The organism is Aeromonas taiwanensis (assembly GCF_000820165.1).
GTDB lineage: Bacteria > Pseudomonadota > Gammaproteobacteria > Enterobacterales > Aeromonadaceae > Aeromonas > Aeromonas taiwanensis.
Map to the genome: position 1 here is coordinate 19,706 of NZ_CDDD01000049.1, position 21,049 is coordinate 40,754.

Below are 21,049 nucleotides of genomic sequence, written 5' to 3' on the forward strand. Positions count from 1 at the left end.
ATTGAATTTCGATACTACACCAAGCTTGGTGGCATAGACAGTCGGGGGCGGACCCCCGAATGATCAGGAGGAGTGCGGGGTATCAAAGCGGGATTCGCGCAAACCTTCTTTGACTTTCTTCAGGTTTTCGCGAAATTTCATGCCCCGGCGCAGGGTGAAGCCGGTCGCCAGTACGTCTACCAGGGCAAGCTGGGCGATGCGCGAGGCCATGGGCATGTAAACGTCGGTGTCTTCCGGCACGTCCATGGAGAGTACCAGGTTGCACTCGCGGGCCAGGGGGGAGTCCTTGGCGGTCATGCCGATGACGGTGGCATCGTTTTCACGGGCCAGGGCGGCGATCTCCACCAGGGCCTTGGTGCGACCAGTGTGGGAGATGAGCACGACCACGTCCCCTTCGCTGCTGTTGATGCAGCTCATGCGCATCATGACGATGTCATCGAAGCTCACCACCGGGATGTTGAAGCGGAAGAACTTGTTCTGGGCATCTCGGGCGACGGCGGAAGAGGCGCCAAGGCCAAAGAAGCTGATCTTCTTGGACTGGGTCAGGATATCGACGCAGCGGTTGATGGCGGAGATGTCCAGGCTGTTCTTGGCGGCATCGAGGCAGGCCATGGTGGACTCGAAGATCTTGGCGGTGTAAGTGTCGGGGCCGTCTTCCGCTTCCACGTGGCGGTTCACATAGGGGGTGCCGTTGGCCAGGCTCTGGGCGAGGTGCAGCTTGAAGTCGGGAAAGCCCTTGGTATCGAGACGACGGCAGAAGCGATTGACGGTGGGTTCGCTGACATCCGCCAGCTTGGCCAGGGTAGCAATGCTGGAGTGAATGGCGGTCTGGGGGGATGCCAGGATCACTTCCGCCACCTTACGCTCTGATTTACTGAAACTTTCCAAATTGTTCGTAATTTTATCGAGGGTATTCATCATTACCACCAGGCATTTTTGTAATTTAACTTCAGTGTCTGTGCACTAAGTTCACAGCTCAAGCAGGTTTCCAATTTCGGTGAGGACTATACAAGACAAGCGCTTATCGGAACTAATCTCGTCAATACAAAGTATGACTCATGTCTAATTATTTCGAGTTTTTAGTTACTAACTTCCAGTTAGGTCTTGAAAACGCTTACAAATGTTGCAAAGCAACAACACTGTGAGCGGGCGCACAGTTGCATTCATAAAACGCGCCGCCAGCCGGTGGGGTCGAGTAGTATGACTGCCAAATAACAAGGTCGGGACGGTAAGGGCCGCCCCGAGTCGGTAACGAAGGAGTTTGTTATGCAGCATACCCATGCGCTGGTGGGCGATGTAGGCGGCACCAATGCCCGTCTGGCCCTCTGTGAGCTGGCGACGGGCGCCATTTCCCAGGCAAAAACCTATTCGGGCCTGGCCCATCCCAGCCTGGAGGCCGTGGTGCGCCTCTATCTGGAAGAGCACGATGCCAAGGTGGGCGAGGCTTGTATCGCCATCGCCTGCCCCATCAATGGCGACTGGGTGGCCATGACCAACCACAGCTGGGAGTTCTCCATCAGCGAGATGCAGGCCAACCTGGGCCTGGATCGCCTGCAAGTGATCAACGATTTCACCGCCGTCTCCATGGCTGTCCCGGTCCTCGCTGACGGGGATCGCATCCAGCTGGGCGGCGCCGAGCCGGTGGCTGGCAAGCCCATCGCCATCTATGGTGCCGGCACCGGTCTGGGGGTGGCTCATCTGGTGCAGGCTGGCGATCAGTGGCTGAGCCTGCCCGGCGAGGGGGGCCACGTGGACTTCGCCGCCAACACGGAAGAGGAAGATGCCGTACTGCAGGTGATGCGTGGCGAGCTGGGGCATGTGTCGGCCGAGCGTTTCCTGTCGGGCCCGGGTCTGGTCAACCTCTACCGCGGCCTGGTGAAATCCGATGGCCGTGAGCCACAGGCGTTCGCCCCCAAAGACATCACCGAGCGGGCGCTGGCGGGAGACTGCCTGGATTGTCGCCGCACCTTGAGCCTGTTCTGCGTGCTGATGGGCCGCTTTGCCGGCAACCTGGCGCTCAACATGGGCACCTTTGGCGGCGTTTACATCGCCGGCGGCATAGTACCGCGCTTCCAGGAGTTCTTCATCGCCTCGGGTTTCCGGGTGGCGTTTGAGGACAAGGGGCGCTTCAAGCCCTATCTCAAAGACATCCCCGTGTTTCTCATCACCCACGAAGGCCCGGGCCTGCTCGGTGCGGGCGCCTATCTGCGCCAGTCTCTCGGGTTTAGGCTCTGAGGCCGGTAATCGATGTCATGACGGTTAAGTCTTGGTTCAGTGACCCTGGCGTAGAGTGAACCCACGTACTCAAGAAGACAGGGTTTCACAGGGATTTGGAAGCTGTCTTCATCCGCTGGGTGCGCATTGTCACCTGACAAGCCTGAACTGTTTCACCGGCCCTCGCGGCCGGTTTTTTTATGTCTGCTGTGTTCGTCTGTCATGCGCTCTTCGAGAAGCGTCAGACCCGCCAGGGTGGGGGCCGCAGGAGTTGGCCCCAGTGTTCTCATGCCTCAGGGGATCTGGTCTGCGAGGGAGGGGATGGGGTTTGGCGCCAAAATGACGTCGTAGCGCAAGGCAAAAGGATGGGGCCAGGTGTCAGCCTGGCCCCGATCTGTCAGGGGAGGGTGATGTAGAAGCGGGCGCCGCCGAGGGGGGATTCATCCACCCGGATCTCGCCGCCATAGCTGTGCACGATCTCGGTCACCACGGCGAGCCCTATCCCCTGGCCCGGGGAGCTGTCGGCTCTGACCCCGCGCTGGAAGATCTGCTGCGATTTGCCGGGGGCGATGCCGGGGCCGTCGTCCTCCACCACGATGAGCAGACCGCGGCCCTGGCGGCTGACCCTGACCTGGATCTCGCTGATGGCGAACTTGCAGGCGTTGTCGAGCAGGTTGCCCATCAACTCCATCAGGTCGCCCTGTTCACCGTGAAAGAAGACATCGTCATCGAACTGGAAACCTGTCTGCAGCTTCTTGTGGCGGTAGACCTTGGCGAGGCTGGCCAGCAGCTTCTCGATGAGAGGGACGGGCTCGGTCCCCTTGCTGGCAAGACGCTTGCGACCCGTGACGGCCCGGCGCAGCTGGTACTGGATGATCTGATCCATGGTGGTGATCTGTTCGCTGATGTTGTCATGGATCTCGTGGCCGAGTTTGAGCTCCTGGGCGGTGATCTGGATGAGTGCCAGCCGTGTCTTCAGACTGTGGGCGAGATCATTGAGGGCATGCTGGTAGCGCTGGGTCTGCTGGCGCTCGTTTTCCAGCAGCTGGTTGACCGATTCTGTCAGCGGTGTCAGCTCCCGCTCGTAGTCGCTGGACAACTCCTCCCGCGTGCCGGCGCGGATCTCGTCGATCTGCCGCGCCATGGTGCGCAGGGAGGAGAGGCTCCAGAAGCTGGTGAGCAGCAGCAGGGCGCCCAGCAGGCTGTAGGCAAGCAGGGCCTGGCGAATGCAGCGGTAGAGGTAGTCGCGGGTCTGGGCCTGGTAACGCTTGGCGGAGTCGACCATCACCACGTAATAGGTGGTGGGGCCGTCACCGTGATTGCGCAGGAAGCGCAGGCTGTAAATAAAGTAGCTCTCGCCATTTTTGATGGTGTGCAACTTGAAGAAATAGTCCTGATCCAGGCCGCCAAGGTACCTCATCAGGTCCTGGCAGATGGTCTCCTTGATGGAGACCACCTCGGGCATGTGCAGGCTGGACCAGCTCAGCGCCCCGTCGGCGCGGCAGATCAGGGTGTCGAGATTGGGGTCGATGGCATCCGGGGTGAGGCTGCCGAGATCCGTGATGGCGTGGGGCTCAGGCTGCTTGGAGGAGAACAGCTTGGAGAGGTTCTCCTGCATACGGACACTGGCCTTCTGGGCCTGCTCCTCGGTGTGGCCAAGGTAGAGGATATAGACCGAGAAGGCCATGATGAGCGCGATGACCAGCATGGCGCTCATCATCAGTTTGAGATGCAGCGAGCGGCGGATCAGTTTCATGGAGGTCAGCATGACGGGGCGTATCAACTGCAGGAGAGGTTGAAGATGTAACCCTGTCGGCGGATGGTGGAGATGGGTTGGATGCTCCCCTCCGGATCCAGCTTTTTGCGCAGTCGGCTCACCATGACCTCTATGGTGTTGGGATCCCCTTCACCATCCCCATAGAGCTGATCCAGCAGCTGCTGCTTGGAGACAACCTGACGGGCGTTGCGCATCAGGTACTCCAGGATCAGGTACTCGAAGCTGGTGAGCACGGTGACTTCGCCGGAAATGGTCAGCTCCTTGCGGGAGAGATCCAGTTCATAATCACCCGCTTTCACCCTGGGGGAGATGAAACCGGCGCTGCGCCGCACCAGAGCGTTGAGACGGGCGAGCAGCTCGTCTTTCTGGAAGGGCTTGACCAGGTAGTCGTCCGCACCGGCTTCCAGGCCTTCCACCTTGTCCTGCCAGTTGCCCCGGGCGGTCAACACTATGATGGGGAAGGGGATCTGCTGCTCGCGCAGACGACTGATGAGCTGCAGGCCGTCCATGTCCGGCAGGCCGAGGTCAATGATGGCCACGTCGATGGGATAGTCGGCCGCGTAGTGCAGCGCCACCTGGGCATTGTCCGTGCTGTGAACCTGGTTCTGGGCCTCGGTCAGCAGCGTGGTGAGGTGGTGATTGAGCAGCTTGTCGTCTTCGACCAGTAGGATTTTCATAAGATGCATGATGATAAGGGTCCAGGCTGTCAATTAGAGGGTCAAGAAGAGGGAGAGTCAATCCGGATCCTACCTTGCCCCCCTGTATCGGGACTGAATCGTGCCTGCCTTTATTACCAGCCTTGACTTAGCCATGACCATCAAAGTTCAGAGATACTTTTCAAGTTAGATGATGGCTTGCTTGCATCTCCATTGGGTCTTAATGAGGAAGGGAGCGACCGTTCTGATCGCATAGCGTAGGGGAAATCTCTTGGTTGACGCTGACCAGGGAGAGGGTGTTTGCCGAGACAAGGCCATATAGAGAGTTGTGCACCCAGATGACAGGGCATATTAACCCTCTGAAATTAAATATGTTTATCATCAGCTTGGACTGACTTTTGGCAACCAGAGGCTGGTGGTGGCAGTGAGGGTAGTGATGAGGCGAGCAAAAGGAGAAGGGAAAGGAGTGTATTGAACCCTTATCCTCTTGGGGTTTTCCTCTTGTATTGACTGTTCATCCTAGGGGGAAACGAGATAGAATCTGACCCAAAATCGGGTTTGGGGCACACTTAGCCCAAGATGTGAGCAATGCAGGCTATCGGACTGCCTGGATGTGCAATGTGATGCGACGACATTGTTAAACATCAATCAAAACAAGAAGCTGGAGGAGATGATGGCCAACAGCGAGCACAATCAGGTTAAAGGCAGCATGTTGGGAGCTGTAACTCAAGGGCGGTAGCATAATTATTGTCTATGTGCATGACTCCTGAGTGATCTTATCGCTGTAGAGGGCCTTTGGTCGTCATATCAACCTATCTCTTTGTTTTATCAGTGATTATTAAGCGTTGCCCACCCTGTGATATTCAATGGTGTCACTACAATCACGTCCTCTTCTCCATGGACAAATCGTGGCGCCATAAGACAGTACAACATCACTAGACGTCTCTTCTTTTCATTAGATTGCAATCAGGAACCTTTCAATGAAGATCCTTGTGACCGGCGGCGCCGGTTTTATCGGCTCGGCTGTGGTGCGCCATATCATCCGGGATACCAACGACTCAGTTATCAACCTCGATAAACTCACCTATGCGGGCAACCTGGAATCCTTGGCCTCTGTTGCAAACAGTGAACGTTATGCCTTTGAGCAGGTGGATATCTGCAACCGCGCTGAACTGGATCGGGTCTTTGCCCAGCATCAACCGGACGCCGTGATGCACTTGGCGGCCGAGAGCCACGTTGATCGCTCCATCACCGGCCCTGCCGACTTCATCGAGACCAATATCGTCGGTACCTACATGCTGCTGGAGGCGGCTCGCGCCTACTGGAACGGTCTTGACGAGGTACGCAAGGCGGCCTTCCGTTTCCACCACATCTCCACCGACGAGGTGTATGGTGACCTTCCCCATCCAGATGAAGTCGAACCCGGTGTGGTACTGCCGCTCTTTACCGAAACTACCCCCTATGCCCCCAGCAGTCCTTATTCTGCTTCCAAGGCCTCCAGTGACCATTTGGTGCGCGCCTGGCGCCGTACTTACGGCCTGCCGACCATCGTTACCAACTGTTCCAACAACTACGGCCCGTTCCACTTCCCCGAGAAGCTGATCCCGCTAGTCATCCTCAATGCGCTGGATGGCAAGCCGCTGCCTGTCTATGGCAAGGGCGACCAGATCCGTGACTGGCTCTATGTGGAAGATCACGCCCGCGCGCTCTATACCGTGGTCACCACAGGTGTGATCGGCGAGACCTACAACATCGGTGGTCATAACGAGAAACAGAATCTGGACGTCGTTCATACCATCTGCGATCTGCTGGATGAGATGGTGCCCAAGGATGGCTCCTATCGCGATCAAATCACCTATGTGGCTGACCGCCCCGGTCATGATCGCCGTTATGCCATTGACGCCAGCAAGATGAGCGCCGAGCTTGCCTGGCAACCGCAAGAAACGTTCGAGTCGGGTATTCGCAAAACCGTGCAGTGGTATCTGGATAACCAGCAGTGGGTCAGCAACGTCAAGAGCGGTGCCTACCAATCCTGGATTGAGCAGAATTACGGGGAGCGTGCCTGATGCATATTCTGCTGTTTGGCAAAAACGGTCAGGTAGGCTGGGAGCTGCAACGAGCACTGGCGCCGCTGGGGCGCATCACGGCCGTTGATTTTGACTCCACTGACTATTGCGGTGATTTCAGCAACCCGGCCGGGGTGGCCGACACGGTACGTTTGGTCAAGCCGGACGTGATAGTCAACGCCGCAGCCCACACCGCAGTCGACAAGGCCGAAAGCGAGCAGGAATTTGCCGAGCTGCTTAACGCAACCAGCGTGGCAGCGATAGCCAAAGAAGCGGAAGCATTGGGTGCCTGGTTAGTGCATTACTCCACCGATTATGTGTTCGATGGCAGCGGTGAGCGCCCCTGGGTGGAAACCGATGCAACCGCCCCGCTCAACGTCTATGGCGAAACCAAGCTGGCGGGTGAGCAAGGGGCCGCGCTTTGTTCCCGTCACCTGATCTTCCGCACCAGCTGGGTTTACGCCGCTCGGGGGGCCAACTTTGCCAAGACCATGTTGCGCTTTGGCAAGGAGCGCAGCGAAATGTCGGTCATCAATGACCAATTCGGCGCTCCGACCGGCGCCGAGTTGCTGGCCGATTGCACCGCCCATGCGATCCGCGTGGCGCAGGGCAAGCCCGAGGTCGCCGGGCTATACCATCTGATTGCTTCCGGCACCACCACCTGGTTTGACTACGCCCAGCTGGTGTTTGCCCACGCCAGAGAGGCAGGTGTTGAACTGGCGGTCACGCAACTCAATGCCGTGCCGACCAGCGCCTTCCCGACCCCGGCCAAACGCCCCCATAACTCCCGCCTAGATACCGGCAAATTCCAGCGTACTTTCGATCTGGTACTGCCGGACTGGAAGGTTGGCGTGGAGCGGATGTTGACCGAGATCCTGGGCAAGTAAATCAGTGGCCAGGGATGTAGTGAATGCCTCCCAGGTTGGCAGGGATAAAACAGAAAGGAGTGGTGTCAAACCACCCTTTCTTTTGAAATTTAAAAATAAGAAACAAGCATCATGACCAAACGTAAAGGCATTATTCTGGCCGGTGGATCCGGCACCCGTCTCTATCCAGTCACCATGGCGGTGAGCAAGCAACTACTGCCCATTTATGACAAGCCGATGATCTATTACCCGCTCAGCACCCTGATGCTGGCGGGTATTTGCGATATTTTGATCATCAGCACCCCGCAAGATACCCCCCGCTTTGAGCAGTTGCTGGGTGATGGCAGCCAGTGGGGTCTGAATTTGCAATACAAGGTACAGCCGAGCCCGGACGGGTTGGCACAAGCCTTTATTCTGGGTGAAGAGTTTATCGGGTCAGACCCCTGTGCGCTGGTGCTGGGGGACAACATTTTCTACGGCCACGACCTGCAGAAACAGTTGGAGGCGGCCGCAGCCAAAGAGAGTGGCGCCACCGTCTTTGCCTACCATGTGCATGACCCTGAGCGCTATGGTGTGGTGGAATTTGATAAGCAAGGTACCGCTATTTCTCTGGAAGAGAAGCCGCTGGAGCCCAAGAGCAACTATGCAGTGACCGGCCTCTATTTCTACGATAACAGCGTGGTGGAGATCGCCAAGAGTCTGAAGCCGTCGCCGCGTGGTGAGCTGGAAATCACAGATGTGAACCGTATCTACCTGGAGCAAGGCAATCTGTCGGTGGCCATGATGGGCCGTGGTTATGCCTGGCTTGATACCGGCACTCATGAAAGCCTGATTGAAGCAAGTAACTTTATTCAGACCATCGAGACTCGACAGGGGTTGAAAGTGTCTTGCCCAGAAGAAATAGCTTATCGCAAAGGGTTCATTGATGCAGAGCAGATCAGAAAATTAGCCGAACCACTAGCTAAAAATGCTTATGGACAGTATTTGCTGAAAATGATTAAAGGGAAATAATTTTCATGAGAGTTATTAAAACGGAACTTCCTGATGTTTTACTCTTTGAACCTAACGTTTTTGGTGATGAACGCGGTTTTTTCTTTGAAAGTTTCAATCATAAAAAATTTGAACAAGCTTTGGGATATCCAGTTACATTTGTACAAGATAATCACTCTAAGTCGAGTAAGGGGGTGTTACGTGGCTTGCATTATCAGTCACAACCTCATGCTCAGGGTAAATTGGTCAGATGTGTTTCCGGTGAAGTGTTTGATGTTGCTGTCGATATTCGCCTCGGATCGCCAACCTTTGGGAAGTGGGTTGGCGTCCATCTATCTGCAGAGAATAAAAAGCAGTTATGGATCCCAGAAGGATTTGCTCACGGATTTGTGACACTGAGCGAAACGGCAGAATTTTTATATAAAACAACAGAGTATTATCATCCCGAAAGCGAAGCATCAATAATCTGGAATGATACTACTTTGAATATATCATGGCCCATATCTGATATGAAACTTTCACAGAAAGATCAAATAGCAGTGACGTTGTCAAGCTATGTAGAGGCGATGAATCAATGCAAGTAAAATTAATTCCATTGCAAGCTCATGGTGATGAACGAGGTTCATTAGTCGCGTTGGAAGAAGGAAAAAACATTCCTTTCGAGATAAAGCGCGTCTACTACATGTTTAAAACCAATCCAGGGGTCAGGCGCGGGTTTCATGCACATAAAACTCTGAAGCAGGTCGCAATCGCTGTACGTGGATCCTGTCGTTTCATGCTTGATGACGGTCGAGAGCGAGTCGATATATTACTTGATAACCCGGCGCAAGGGTTGCTGATTGAATCATTCATGTGGCGTGAAATGTATGATTTTTCAGATGATTGTGTACTGATGGTGTTGGCTGATCAGTTATATGATGAGAATGATTACGTAAGGGATTATGAAGCGTTTATCTTTCAGGTTCAGGAGGGATAATGTTCATTCACCCATTAAGTGATGTGCATAGCCGTTCTATTGGTGTGGGTACCCGCATTTGGCAGTATTCAGTCATTCTAGAAGGCGCCGTCATAGGCGAAAATTGCAATGTATGTGCCCACACATTGATAGAAAGCGACGTTATCGTAGGAAATAATGTAACGATTAAGTCGGGTGTGTATTTGTGGGATGGCATTACTATAGAGAATAATGTTTTTCTTGGGCCATCCGTCACCTTCACCAACGATAAGTATCCTCGTTCAAAGGTCTATCCAGATGAGTTTATGAGGACTCATATTAAGGAGGGGGCGTCCCTTGGTGCAAATGCAACTATTTTACCTGGTATAACAATAGGAAAAAACAGCATGGTAGGTGCGGGTGCTGTTGTAACTAAAAATGTACCCGATAACGTGCTTGTTGTTGGTAATCCTGCAAAAATAGTAAAAATTCTCGATGGTGACATATGATAAACTTCCTTGATTTAAAAGAAATAAATGCACTACATGCTGATGAGCTTAAGGCTGCATGCTGCAGAGTAATTGATTCCGGTTGGTATATTGCAGGGGAAGAATTATCCTCATTTGAGAAAGAGTTCGCAGCATATTGTGGGGTTAAACATACTATTGGTGTTGCCAATGGATTAGATGCTTTAATCTTGGTATTGAGAGCATGGAAAGAAATGGGCTTGCTTTGTGACGGTGATGAAGTTATTGTCCCGGCAAATACATACATAGCCTCGATTCTGGCCATTACTGAGAATAGGCTAACACCAATATTGGTAGAGCCCGATCCGCATACTTACAATCTCTCTCTGGAAGGTGCTCGTTCGGCTATTACGAGTAAAACAAAGGCTATACTAGCCGTCCATCTATATGGCCAGTTGGCGCCCATGCCAGAACTAATGGCGTTAGCAAACGAGCATGATTTGCTGGTTCTTGAAGATTCAGCACAAGCTCATGGCGCACAGTTGAATGGAAGAAAAGCCGGAAACTGGGGACACGCTGCTGGATTCAGTTTTTATCCGGGTAAGAATCTCGGTGCCTTAGGTGATGCTGGCGCAATAACGACAGATGATGATGAGCTGGCGAATGTTCTTAAAGCATTAAGAAACTATGGCTCTCATAAAAAATATGAAAATATCTATCAAGGTGTTAATAGCAGGCTTGATGAGATACAGGCAGCTATGCTTAGAGTTAAACTCCCATATCTAGATGGCGAGATTGCTCGTAGGCAGCTAATAGCCAATCATTATATAAATGGAATAAAACCCCATAATAATATAATCCTCCCCTCTGTTGTAGAACAAACTGCCCATGTATGGCATCTCTTTGTTATTAGAACAACGAAGCGTGAAGAGCTGAGCTCTTATTTAAATCAACATGGTGTACAGACACTAATCCATTATCCAATTCCTCCTCATGAACAGCAAGCCTATAAGAACAAGATAGAACATGGTAATTTGCCTGTAACAGAGCTGATCCACAAGAGTGTCATGTCATTACCTCTTGACCCGACCATGAGCGACGACAGCGTTGACTTGGTTATCAAACTTATAAATGACTTTTTTAGTGATAACACATAAGATATGACTGCCCCAATATTTAGTGTTGTGATTCCGCTTTATAATAAGCAGGACTTTATCTCAAAGTGCATAGAAAGCGTTCTCACTCAAAGCTTTCCGTCTTTTGAGATTATTGTTATAGATGATGGTTCTCTGGATAACTCTGAAAAAATTGTAAAAGAAATAAAAGATGACAGAGTCAGATATTTCCATCAGAAGAACAGTGGTGTATCAGCAGCAAGGAACAAGGGGATTGAAGAAGCATCAGGAGAGTATATAGCTTTTCTTGATGCGGATGACTGGTATGAGGACGACTTTTTAACTGTAGTGTATAAGTCTATACAAGAGCACCCTGATGCTGATGCGTTTACAACGGGTTACTTTAAACATAAAAATGGTGCAGTGACTGTCTCTACATTATCAGAGAATAAGAAAAATTATCAATCCATCGTCATTAATGATTTTTATCAAAGTTGGACTAAGGGAGCATTCTTTTTCACGTCATCATGCGTAGTTAGGAAAGAGTATTTTATAAAAAATAAAATTTTTTTCCCGCCGAGTGAATCTATGGGAGAGGATCAGGAGGTATGGTTTCATCTCGCAGAGCATGGTTGCATAGTGTTTACTGATGCTGCGCTATCGAATTATAACATGGGGGTTAGTAATAGCCTCTCTTTCAATAGTTGCTTGCTAGATGAGTTGCCTTTTATTACAAGGCTTAAAGCTAGGGTTAACAGCCCTGGTTTTGGTGCGAGCATAGCATCAGCAAATCGATTAATTAGAAAATATAATCTCGAACGTGCAGCAAACAATGCCATTCGTGGCAGTAAAAGAACTGCAGTATCCTTATTATCGAAAAATATATTATCCATGGAGTTTAGCAAACTTAAGATAATTTCTATTGTAGGTATCCTTGCCCCAAGGAAAGCAATCTTATATGTAAGAAAGCATCTTAAAAGAAAAGTTGGATAACATGTCCGTGATTGCAATGAAAGGCAACTTGAAAAATATAATATGGGCCTTGGGTGAACGAGTTGTCCAAATATTATTGTCCATGGTAGTGACTGGGCTTATAGCCCGTCACTTTGGCGTAGAGTTGTTCGGCGCATATCAGCTGGCAATGTCAATTCTTTTTGTTATCACTGCTATGACCTGGTTGTGTCCAGCTGAAATATTTTATTCCAGATTGAAAGAGAATGGCAGCTTGGATGTATCTGTCATCAATACATCTATAGCTTATAGGTTGGTCATATCAATCACGATATACATCGGCCTGTTTGCTTATGTTTTATTGTCTATCCCTGACGCGAATCAAGCTTACTTCATCATGATTCTATCCATTGGGGTATTATACTCCGAACCTATGGGGATATTTAGATTTCAGCTGGAATGCCGGGGTTATTATTACATAACCAGTCGAATAAGATTATGCTCTCTGGTTATTAAGTGCGCCATGGTAGCTTTATTGGTTTTCATAGACGCCAGCCCATTGTCCATCCTATTGGCATTGATATTAGAAAGTGTTTTAGTATCGTTTGGATGCTATGTCTTTTATCAAAGAATTGATAAGGGGTATTCATTTAAATTAAATACAATAGATAAGTCGTTGATGTATGAAATTTTCAATGATGGAGTAAAGTTCTGGTTTGGTTTGATTTGTATGAATGCCTTCCTGAAGTTTGATCGAATCTATATGGAAAGCAAGTTATCTTCAAGCGCCTTTGGACATTACGCTGCCGCGTTCAGTGCTTTCGAACAATTTACAGCATTGGCAACCATGCTGCTAGCCGTGCTGGGGCCGATACTTGTATATCGTGCCGCCAGCGATAAAATTTTAAAAAATAGCATGTTGATGCTATTGGTATTTACTGCACTCGGTATGATGGGGGCGGCAGTACTCTATATGATATCCCCATTATTGATATCCATCCTGTATGGTGATGAATACATCGAGAGTGTGCCAATATTCGATCAGTTGGTTCTATTTTCCCCGCTAGTATTTATGGATGTGGCCTTGTCTTCCATAATCATAAAAAATAAAGCCTCTGTATTTTTTTCCGCAAAGTGGAGCAGTGTGTTGCTCGTTTCCTTGCTAATAAACGTAATTTTTTATCCCCAGATTGGCTGGCAAGCTGGCTTGCTAGGTTACATTGTTGGTTGGGTGATAGCATTCATGTTTTCACTGACATATATAATTCTGTTTCAAAAAAGGAAGAATTTGGAGGCGGCGGTTTAATGAATAAATTAAAGGATAGGTTGAAAAAAAATAGTTTTGTATTGAGTGTGTATGAGTTGATGTTTCAACGCCCTATAAGAAATATTTTCAACAAGAGCAACTCAAAGAAAGCCTTGCTTTCCTATAGCACCTATCATTTCAAAAAAAGTAATTATAAAGCCCACTCGAATTACCAGGAGTCGGTTGCCGTAGCTGAAATTATGGACTCACTAGGCTTCAACGTAGATGTCGTGAATAACAACCGCGACACCAGATTAAATCTGAATGACTATGATGTGATCATTGGTGAGGGTATTCCCTTATACCAAAGCATAGTCAAAAACACTCAAGGAAAGAAGGTATATTATGCCACAGGGTCTCACCCTTGGCAGTGTACTCAAGCGTCTCTGCATCGCCTGAGTGAATTTGCAAAGCGATATAAGTCAGTACCGCTCAATTCTACTCGAGTGCAGGATTTTAGATGGGGAATTGCGGCATCTTGCGCCGACAGTGTTATCTGTATCGGAAATCAACAAACCAAACAATCTTTCTTGGATAATGGCGTGTCTCAAATTGATTTAATCAGACCCAGCTTTCACCAAGGAAAAACTCCCTACACTCGAACTCTGGATGATATAGCAACGGCTCGTAAAACAGCATTGTGGTTTGGTAGTTACGGCTTGTTGCATAAGGGGCTTGATATTGCCATTGAGGCATTTAAGTGTCGGCCTGACTGGACTCTTCATGTTTGTGGCTATACCAATGCGGAGCAAGAGCTTTTGCAGTCCCTTGATGTGCCGGAAAACGTGATCATCCATGGCTTTTTAAATGTTGAGTCTGATTTCTTTTCTGAACTTGCGGCTCGATGTCTCTACGTTATTTTACCTTCTTGTTCTGAAGGCATTGCTACGTCCGTTATTACCGCCATGGGGCGGGGTGCCATGATCCCTATAGTAACAAAGGAGTGTGGGGTTGATATATATGACTTTGGCGTAAATATCAATGCGCTGGATAGTGATAGTGTCCGTGACTCATTAAATTTATGTGATTCGTTCATTGACAGTGAATTGCTGGCAAGGTCAATAGCTGCATATAACAATGCAAATACAATGTACACATTTGATGCCTATAAAAAAGATATGATGAGCATCTTAACGAAGTTGATTTGATAAAGGGATAAAATGTCTAGTGCACAAGGCTTGGTCAGCATATTGATACCTGTGTTTAACCACGAGAAATACATAGAAGAGTGTTTAACGTCGATCATTAATCTGACTTACGCTAACATAGAAGTATTAATATGCGACGATGGTTCCATTGATAACTCTCTCTCTATAGTCAAATCGTGGTGTTTGCAACACCCTGGACTAGATGTAAAGATATTCTCCCAAGAGAATAAAGGCGTATGTCATACATTGAACCGTCTGCTCAATGAGGCGTCGGGAGAGTTCATCACAATTTGTGCAAGCGATGACGCTTTACTACCAGACAGTATCTCCCTACGCTTGGATGTCATGCGCGCTGATCCCACGATAGAGGCGGTTATTGGCGATGCAGTTGTCATCAATGGTGATTCAGCCGAGGTTAATCGCTCGGCAATGAAGAGTCTCTACAACGCGGATTTTTCGGCGCTAGCTGCCCGGCCATCAAGAGAGCTGGTTTTTAACTGGTCCGTGGTGGGGCCGACACTGCTCGCGAAGCGCTCCCTATATGATAAAATTGGCATGTATGACCCCAATTTACTGGTTGAGGATAGAGATTTTTACCTGCGCTGCCTGGCAATCAACAGTTTGAGATTTGTCCCCGATGTCGTTGCAAAATATCGAGTGCATTCAGACAACGTAAGCCGCAAGTCATTGGCTGCCCGGGCAAATATATGGTATCAAGTCGCGCTATCAAATGTTAAAAATGCTCGATTATTCAATGGCATTGAGAACGTTTTTTTAAGGTCACATAGGATCGATTTATTCTTACTGTCTCTTAAGCGTAAATCATTTATTTTGATAATGATCTTTGGGTTTCGAGCCGCACGGCGAATGATTTTTGGGTTTATGTATAAAACCTCTTTATTTTTAGGCGATAGAAATGATTAGTGGAATTCACTTGCTGAGAGGTCTTGCTGCGTTTTTAGTTCTTATATATCATATATATTACGTGAGCAAAATTTACGTTGATTATAACGTACAGCTATTTGAAGTCTTATATATTGGCGTTGATATATTTTTTGTCGTCAGTGGTTTTGTGATGTTCTATATTCTCCATAGAGGTCTGGATAAATTATCTTTATCGGAATATAGAATTAAATTTATACGAGATCGCTTTTTTAGAATTGTCCCTCTATATTGGTTTTTTACGGTAGTCTTCTTTTTAGCCAACAATCTACTATATGATAATGAAAAGTCTTTCAGCTTATTAGAGTTAGTTAAAAGTCTTCTTTTCATTCCTTATGGTAGTGATGGCACTGTTTCTCCTCCTGTGCTTGGAGTTGGTTGGACCTTAAATTACGAGATCCTGTTTTATCTTGTTATATTCATTGCTCTGTTAACTACTAGGCATGTTTTTTCAGTGGTGACGGTGACCTTTGCGGGATTTATGTTGCTAGGTCTTTCTGATAACTATGATAGTTCTGTATATATAACGTACATATCTAATCCTATAATAATTGAGTTTATCTTAGGGGCTTTGATCGCTAATCTATATATCATGAACAAACGCTGGCTAAAGATTACTGCTGTCGTATTAATTTTGATTCCTGCTACTTTATTCGTTGTTGGATTAGAGTATTTTTCTATGGTAAGTCAAAGAGCTTTAATCGCCGGGTCTTTTTCTGGTTGTCTGGTATCGATAGCTCTTCTTGCAAGTAATAAATCCTTCATGAACTTCTCAATTGAAAATCGCTTTTTTTATTTTTTGGGTTCATCATCATATATAATGTATCTGATTCATCACCCTATACTGTCTTTTCTGGGGAAGGTGTTTAATTATTTTAAAGTAATCAATAATATTGTACTGTTTTATGCGATTTCATGTATTGTTGTTTACTTTGCATCATATATAGTAGAAGGGCTCTATGATAAACATATAAAGCCTTACTTTTACAAGGAGGTATGATGCATATACTTTCTATATTAATCACATTATTTGTCATTTTTAGCCTAGTTAGATACCTCTATCAAAATCGTTATGTAGCCATAGTGAATCCATTGTTTTGGGTTGTGTCGTTATTTCTATTTTATTTTCAAATACCATCTGTTTTTGTCAACGAGATAAATGTTTTTTTTGGTTGGTTTATCCAGTCGAATGATATTTTTATCTCATTGCTAATATCAAATGCATTTTCAGTTTTTTTTGCATGTTTGCTTCTAACTGTTAAAGTTAAAAAACATTCTATATTAGCAGGGAATAGTAAAGCCCACTGCTCTAGTATTATTAAGTTTATATGGTGGGGGATATGTCTTTACCTGATATTTGTGGTCACATATAAATTCCACACTGGAAATCTGTATATGAATGATGACTATACAGGTGAAGTAGTAGATATATTTAAGCTGAAGAATGTAGCATACATATTACTTCCGGTTTCTATATATTGCTTTTTTGATAGGAAAAGTGTGTTTGTATTCACCCCCAATATATTGCTAGTTGTATTGGACCTATTAACAGGGAGTAGAACGACTGCGCTGATAGCAATAGTACCTATGGCTGTATCACTTTGCTTGAACAACAAGAAGCTCTATATAACGCCAATAACGATAATGATATCTGCACTTATTGTTATTGGTATTCTTAGAAGTAGTAATGTTGTGCAAGATGTCCCATGGTATTTGAATTCGATTGGTGAATTTAGAGAAACATATATCACACTGCCTTTGTTGATTGGAAATGAGCGATATATTGGTCATGGAGATCTATATACTCTCATTGCATCACCAATGTTAGCATTGTTGCAGCCGATGCGTGGAATCATATCCGAATCGATAGTACTTCCTGGTGAGTATATTTACGGCATTGTGGATCGTGGGTACGGATTGGGCGCTAATATAATAACAGAGTCATTATTTTATGGGTATGGGCTATTATTTTTTGTTCCAGTGGTGATTCTATGTGTTTGTGTAATTGTTAATCACCTTATCTCTGGTTCTGATATGCCTAAAGCCGCAATCCATATATCGATGTTTATTATATTCATGCGCCTTATATTTAGAGAAGGTTTTTATTACAATGCCGGATTATACGTTTTTGTATTTGCAGTTTATGTCTTTCCTATTATGCTGATGAGCAGAGTCAGGGTGAGTGAGTGAAATTTTTACTTCCAGATCTAATATTGGGGTTGGCGCTTTATTCTTTTGTTAGGAGTGTGTTTCCTCGGGGCGTTGCACTCGCGCTTAGCTTAGCAATCTATTTCGCTGCTTCATCCATCAGTGACATAAAACAGGAGCATTCAGGTGTGCCTCTTGTTGCTCAGGATATCGTTTTCGCTGGCCAAGGCGTGTCTTTGTATGAATATATATCTGGAAATCTGATTTTAATTCTTGTGGTATTGGTATTTGTATTTTGTTGGGCAATAATCTCTCTCTTTAGAGGTAAAAAGGAGCAGTATACCTTAAGACGATTAACTTTAGGATGTATACTCCCATTTTTTGTGTTATGCAAAGCCTACGGCATAGGCTATGTGAATGAGACAGTAGAAAAAGGCATTTCTTTTTTAGGGTATGATTTTATTGATTATAACTATGCCTCTAACATTCATGAAAATGGCTTTTTATTGCATTTGTATCAGACAGCGGAGAATATCCGAGCGCCTCAGGCTGGGGTTCATGGGTTTTATAAAGAGAAAAAGTCAGCTAATGATCTGAGATATGAAAGTGAAAACCAAGATGTCTTGTTTATTTTGTGTGAAGCTTGCTTTACGAGTCAAGACTCGGCGTTCGTAACTCCCATGAATAAGCTTCAGACTCTTGGTTTTTCTCAAGTTACAATGCACAGCCCCGTATATGGGGGAGGCACTTCAGAAGCTGAATTTGAGTTGCTCACAGGTCTATCATCCAGAGTTATGCCTGGTATCGATTATCAGGCTTATGCTGGCTTATATAGAGATAATGCAGAAACTATAGCAAGTGAGTTTTCCAGTAAGGGATATGCTACTTTATCATTTCATAATTACTATGATTTCTTCTGGCGCCGTAATACGGTTCACCCAAAGTTTGGTTTTCAGGCATCATACTTTGTATATAACATGCCACAAGAGTCCTGGACTGGTTTGGGATTTCCAAAAGACAGTGCTCTGTATGATACAGCCTATAAAGTATATGATGGCCTGGAACAGGGTAAAAAGGCATTCATGTTCCTGATTACTGTTGAAACCCATGGTAGCTATAAGGATAGTGATAATGACCATGGTGAAGGTGACTATGTATCCAAAATGTCTTCAGCTATTTCATCTTTAATGCAATTTATCCATAAAATGGAGGGAAGGGCGAAAAGTAAAGGGCACGCTCTATCCATATTCATTGTAGGTGATCATAAGCCATCACTAGCTCGTGTGTTTTATGATAAAGGTATCTTTCCTGAAAATGTATTCGATAATGATGAATGGTCGAAAGGGAAGTATTTGATAAAGCCTTCCCTTGATTATAGTGATGAGATGATAATAAATTCTGTTCCTATGTTTTTTAAAGTTCCTTTGGCTGCTGATACAGAAATTGCGAGAGAATTCATCGAAAACAAGCCTTTTTTCTGTTTGCCATCTTTGATGGCTAATATGCTAGAGAGTGACTCAACAAAAAGTTTATTTTGGTTAAACTTATCGAGAGTCTGTTCTAAGGAAGTGAATGGAATTTCTTCGGTGTCTGACTTGAAGGAAATGTTTGAGTTGCCACTGTATTCAGAACGGCTCTTTTAATCTATGTTGGATGACGAAATGTACCCAAAAGTAGCAGTTTTATTGGCTGCATATAATGGCTTGAAATATCTTCCTGAACAGTTGGATAGTATATACGGTCAAGTCGGAGTGCAGGTTAATGTATACCTGAGTGTGGATGCGTCAAATGATGGCACCGAGGAGTATATTGCATCACTTGCCGTTGAAAGAGATGATGTGAGACATCTTGAATTTGGTTTCAAATTTGGTGGTGCGGCAAAAAATTTCTTTCATTTACTCGAGTCAGTAGACTTCTCTGAATATGATTATATCGCCTTGGCAGATCAAGATGATATTTGGGCGTCTGATAAGTTGCAGCGAGGTATCTCAAAACTTAAAGAGAACTCTGCATCAGGTTACTCTAGTAATGTGATGGCGTTTTGGGAAGATGGCCGTGAAGTGATTGTTGAAAAATCTCAGCCACAAGTTGAGTACGACTATTTATTTGAGGCGGCAGGGCCAGGCTGTACTTATATAATGGATCTGTCTCTCGCATGTGAAATTCAGCAATTTATAAAGAAGCACAATAGTTCAGTTAAAAGCATTGATTTGCATGATTGGTTCATATATGCGTATGCTCGTTCCACAAACAGGAAATGGTTTATAGATTCATACCCTGGAATGCGCTACCGCCAACATGGAGGTAATCAGGTCGGTGCTAATAATAGTCTTCTGGCGGCAAAAAGAAGATGGGGGTTGATAAAAACTAAATGGTACTATGGTGAAATAGTTAAAATATCGACTCTTTTAAATATGTGTACAGATCCATTCATTCGAACTTGCCTTTTTGGTGGTTATATGGGAGGTGTGCATCTTGCTCTTCATGCAAATAGGGTTAGACGACGGACAAGAGATCGATGGGCTCTTGCTTTAGTTTGTCTTATGGGGGTGTTTTCATGAGGGTTGCGGTTACTGGAGCAAATGGTTTTTTGGGTACTGCGCTCAGTAAATATTTGCTCAGTAAGTCAATTGATGTGGTTAAAATACAGCGTCGTAGTGGCGGTGACCACATTATCGATGATATAAATGCTAATACTATTTGGTCCTCTGCGTTGGAGCAGTGCAATACTGTTATCCATACAGCAGCTAAAGTTCATACTCCGAGCAACGGAGTAAATGGGTTAGCATCCTTTATGGAAGTTAACCGAGACGGTACTTTGAATCTAGCTCGTCAAGCGGCAGCATTAGGAGTAAAGCGCTTTATATTCATTAGCACTATAGGTGTTCATGGAGCAAGAACGCATGGTCAGCCATTTAATGAAGCGTCACCTCGTCAACCCCACTCAGATTATGCAAAGTCAAAGAATGAAGCCGAACTAGGTTTGAAAAAAGTATCCCTCGACACAGGGATGGAAGTTGTTGTTATCAGACCGACCTTGATATATGGCCAAGATGCGCCTGGAAATTTCAACCGCTTGGTAAAATTAATTAAATGCAGTCCTGTTCTCCCTTTTGCTTTATGTGACAACAGAAGAAGTTTTATCTCTGTCAATAACTTGTGTGATTTCATTTTTACTTGTGTCGTCAACCCTGATGCTGCCAATCATGAATTCGTGATATCCGATGGTCATGCAGTTTCAATTAGTGAATTTACCAATTGCATTGCTGACTCACTCGGAAAGAAAGTATTGCAGTTACCTATTCCTGTATCTGTCATGTTGAGTCTGGCAAAATTGCTTTCTTGTTCATTTCAAGCAGAGCAATTGTTATGTGACTTGGATGTTGATGTAACCAAGTCGACTTCTTTACTGAAGTGGACTCCCCCAGAAACCATGGCAGTGGCTATATCAAAAATAAAATGTGAGTAA

20 protein-coding genes are annotated in these 21,049 nt (G+C 46.4%); 17 read left to right on the plus strand and 3 right to left on the minus strand.

Annotated features, from left to right (window positions below; all coding sequences use genetic code 11):
- Positions 1 to 63: 63 nt before the first annotated feature.
- Positions 64 to 918 (minus strand): MurR/RpiR family transcriptional regulator, encoded by an 855-nt coding sequence (locus tag BN1136_RS08110; protein ID WP_029314760.1) that lies wholly within the window; start codon positions 916 to 918, stop codon positions 64 to 66.
- Positions 919 to 1,266: 348 nt separating this feature from the next.
- Between BN1136_RS08110 and glk the strand changes: the two genes are divergently transcribed.
- Positions 1,267 to 2,235 carry a glucokinase gene (gene glk / locus BN1136_RS08115; RefSeq protein ID WP_043759327.1) on the plus strand — a complete coding sequence of 323 codons (969 nt, stop codon included), beginning with the start codon at positions 1,267 to 1,269 and terminating at the stop codon, positions 2,233 to 2,235.
- 376 nt (positions 2,236 to 2,611) lie between these two features.
- On the opposite strand, the gene BN1136_RS08120 is transcribed toward glk, so the two are convergent.
- Positions 2,612 to 3,970, minus strand: a complete 1,359-nt coding sequence (locus BN1136_RS08120; protein WP_081843687.1) for an ATP-binding protein — start codon at positions 3,968 to 3,970, stop codon at positions 2,612 to 2,614.
- Between the two features lie 23 nt (positions 3,971 to 3,993).
- Positions 3,994 to 4,668, minus strand: coding sequence for a response regulator (locus tag BN1136_RS08125; RefSeq protein WP_043759329.1), 675 nt, complete (start codon positions 4,666 to 4,668; stop codon positions 3,994 to 3,996).
- A gap of 959 nt (positions 4,669 to 5,627) precedes the next feature.
- Between BN1136_RS08125 and rfbB the strand changes: the two genes are divergently transcribed.
- The 16 genes from rfbB to BN1136_RS08165 all read left to right on the plus strand — a co-directional run bounded on the left by rfbB (position 5,628) and on the right by BN1136_RS08165 (position 21,049).
- Positions 5,628 to 6,713: a dTDP-glucose 4,6-dehydratase gene (gene rfbB, locus BN1136_RS08130; protein WP_043759330.1), complete on the plus strand. Its 1,086-nt coding sequence runs from the start codon at positions 5,628 to 5,630 to the stop codon at positions 6,711 to 6,713.
- Positions 6,713 to 7,600 carry a dTDP-4-dehydrorhamnose reductase gene (gene rfbD, locus BN1136_RS08135; protein ID WP_043759331.1) on the plus strand — a complete coding sequence of 296 codons (888 nt, stop codon included), beginning with the start codon at positions 6,713 to 6,715 and terminating at the stop codon, positions 7,598 to 7,600. The genes rfbB and rfbD overlap by 1 nt, the downstream gene beginning before the upstream one ends.
- Before the next feature lie 111 nt (positions 7,601 to 7,711).
- Complete coding sequence (gene rfbA, locus BN1136_RS08140) at positions 7,712 to 8,590, plus strand: glucose-1-phosphate thymidylyltransferase RfbA (RefSeq protein ID WP_043759332.1); 879 nt, start codon at positions 7,712 to 7,714, stop codon at positions 8,588 to 8,590.
- 5 nt (positions 8,591 to 8,595) lie between these two features.
- Entirely contained in the window at positions 8,596 to 9,153 is a 558-nt protein-coding gene (gene rfbC, locus BN1136_RS19795; RefSeq protein WP_081843667.1) for a dTDP-4-dehydrorhamnose 3,5-epimerase, read from the plus strand.
- A complete protein-coding gene (locus BN1136_RS08150; RefSeq protein ID WP_043759334.1) occupies positions 9,144 to 9,545 on the plus strand; it encodes a sugar 3,4-ketoisomerase in 402 nt (133 codons plus the stop codon). The genes rfbC and BN1136_RS08150 overlap by 10 nt, the downstream gene beginning before the upstream one ends.
- Positions 9,545 to 10,012, plus strand: coding sequence for an acyltransferase (locus tag BN1136_RS19800; RefSeq protein WP_081843668.1), 468 nt, complete (start codon positions 9,545 to 9,547; stop codon positions 10,010 to 10,012). Before BN1136_RS08150 ends, BN1136_RS19800 begins: the two co-directional genes overlap by 1 nt.
- A complete protein-coding gene (locus BN1136_RS19805; RefSeq protein ID WP_081843669.1) occupies positions 10,009 to 11,127 on the plus strand; it encodes a DegT/DnrJ/EryC1/StrS family aminotransferase in 1,119 nt (372 codons plus the stop codon). Before BN1136_RS19800 ends, BN1136_RS19805 begins: the two co-directional genes overlap by 4 nt.
- 3 nt (positions 11,128 to 11,130) lie before the next feature.
- Entirely contained in the window at positions 11,131 to 12,078 is a 948-nt protein-coding gene (locus BN1136_RS19810; protein WP_081843670.1) for a glycosyltransferase family 2 protein, read from the plus strand.
- A 1-nt stretch (position 12,079) separates the two neighbouring features.
- The gene (locus tag BN1136_RS08155) at positions 12,080 to 13,342 is read left to right on the plus strand and encodes an oligosaccharide flippase family protein (protein WP_043759335.1); all 1,263 of its coding nucleotides are present in this window, start codon (positions 12,080 to 12,082) and stop codon (positions 13,340 to 13,342) included.
- Entirely contained in the window at positions 13,342 to 14,490 is a 1,149-nt protein-coding gene (locus tag BN1136_RS19815) for a glycosyltransferase (RefSeq protein ID WP_081843671.1), read from the plus strand. Before BN1136_RS08155 ends, BN1136_RS19815 begins: the two co-directional genes overlap by 1 nt.
- Before the next feature lie 12 nt (positions 14,491 to 14,502).
- Positions 14,503 to 15,414, plus strand: coding sequence for a glycosyltransferase (locus BN1136_RS19820; protein WP_081843672.1), 912 nt, complete (start codon positions 14,503 to 14,505; stop codon positions 15,412 to 15,414).
- On the plus strand, positions 15,407 to 16,432 hold the full coding sequence (locus BN1136_RS19825) for an acyltransferase family protein (protein WP_082034984.1): 1,026 nt from the start codon (positions 15,407 to 15,409) through the stop codon (positions 16,430 to 16,432). The genes BN1136_RS19820 and BN1136_RS19825 overlap by 8 nt, the downstream gene beginning before the upstream one ends.
- A gap of 395 nt (positions 16,433 to 16,827) precedes the next feature.
- Entirely contained in the window at positions 16,828 to 17,622 is a 795-nt protein-coding gene (locus BN1136_RS20180) for a hypothetical protein (RefSeq protein WP_152552601.1), read from the plus strand.
- Positions 17,619 to 19,223 (plus strand): sulfatase-like hydrolase/transferase, encoded by a 1,605-nt coding sequence (locus BN1136_RS19830; RefSeq protein WP_081843674.1) that lies wholly within the window; start codon positions 17,619 to 17,621, stop codon positions 19,221 to 19,223. Before BN1136_RS20180 ends, BN1136_RS19830 begins: the two co-directional genes overlap by 4 nt.
- Positions 19,224 to 19,241: 18 nt before the next feature.
- A complete protein-coding gene (locus tag BN1136_RS08160) occupies positions 19,242 to 20,141 on the plus strand; it encodes a glycosyltransferase (RefSeq protein ID WP_043759336.1) in 900 nt (299 codons plus the stop codon).
- Positions 20,138 to 21,049, plus strand: a complete 912-nt coding sequence (locus BN1136_RS08165) for an NAD-dependent epimerase/dehydratase family protein (protein ID WP_052365663.1) — start codon at positions 20,138 to 20,140, stop codon at positions 21,047 to 21,049. The genes BN1136_RS08160 and BN1136_RS08165 overlap by 4 nt, the downstream gene beginning before the upstream one ends.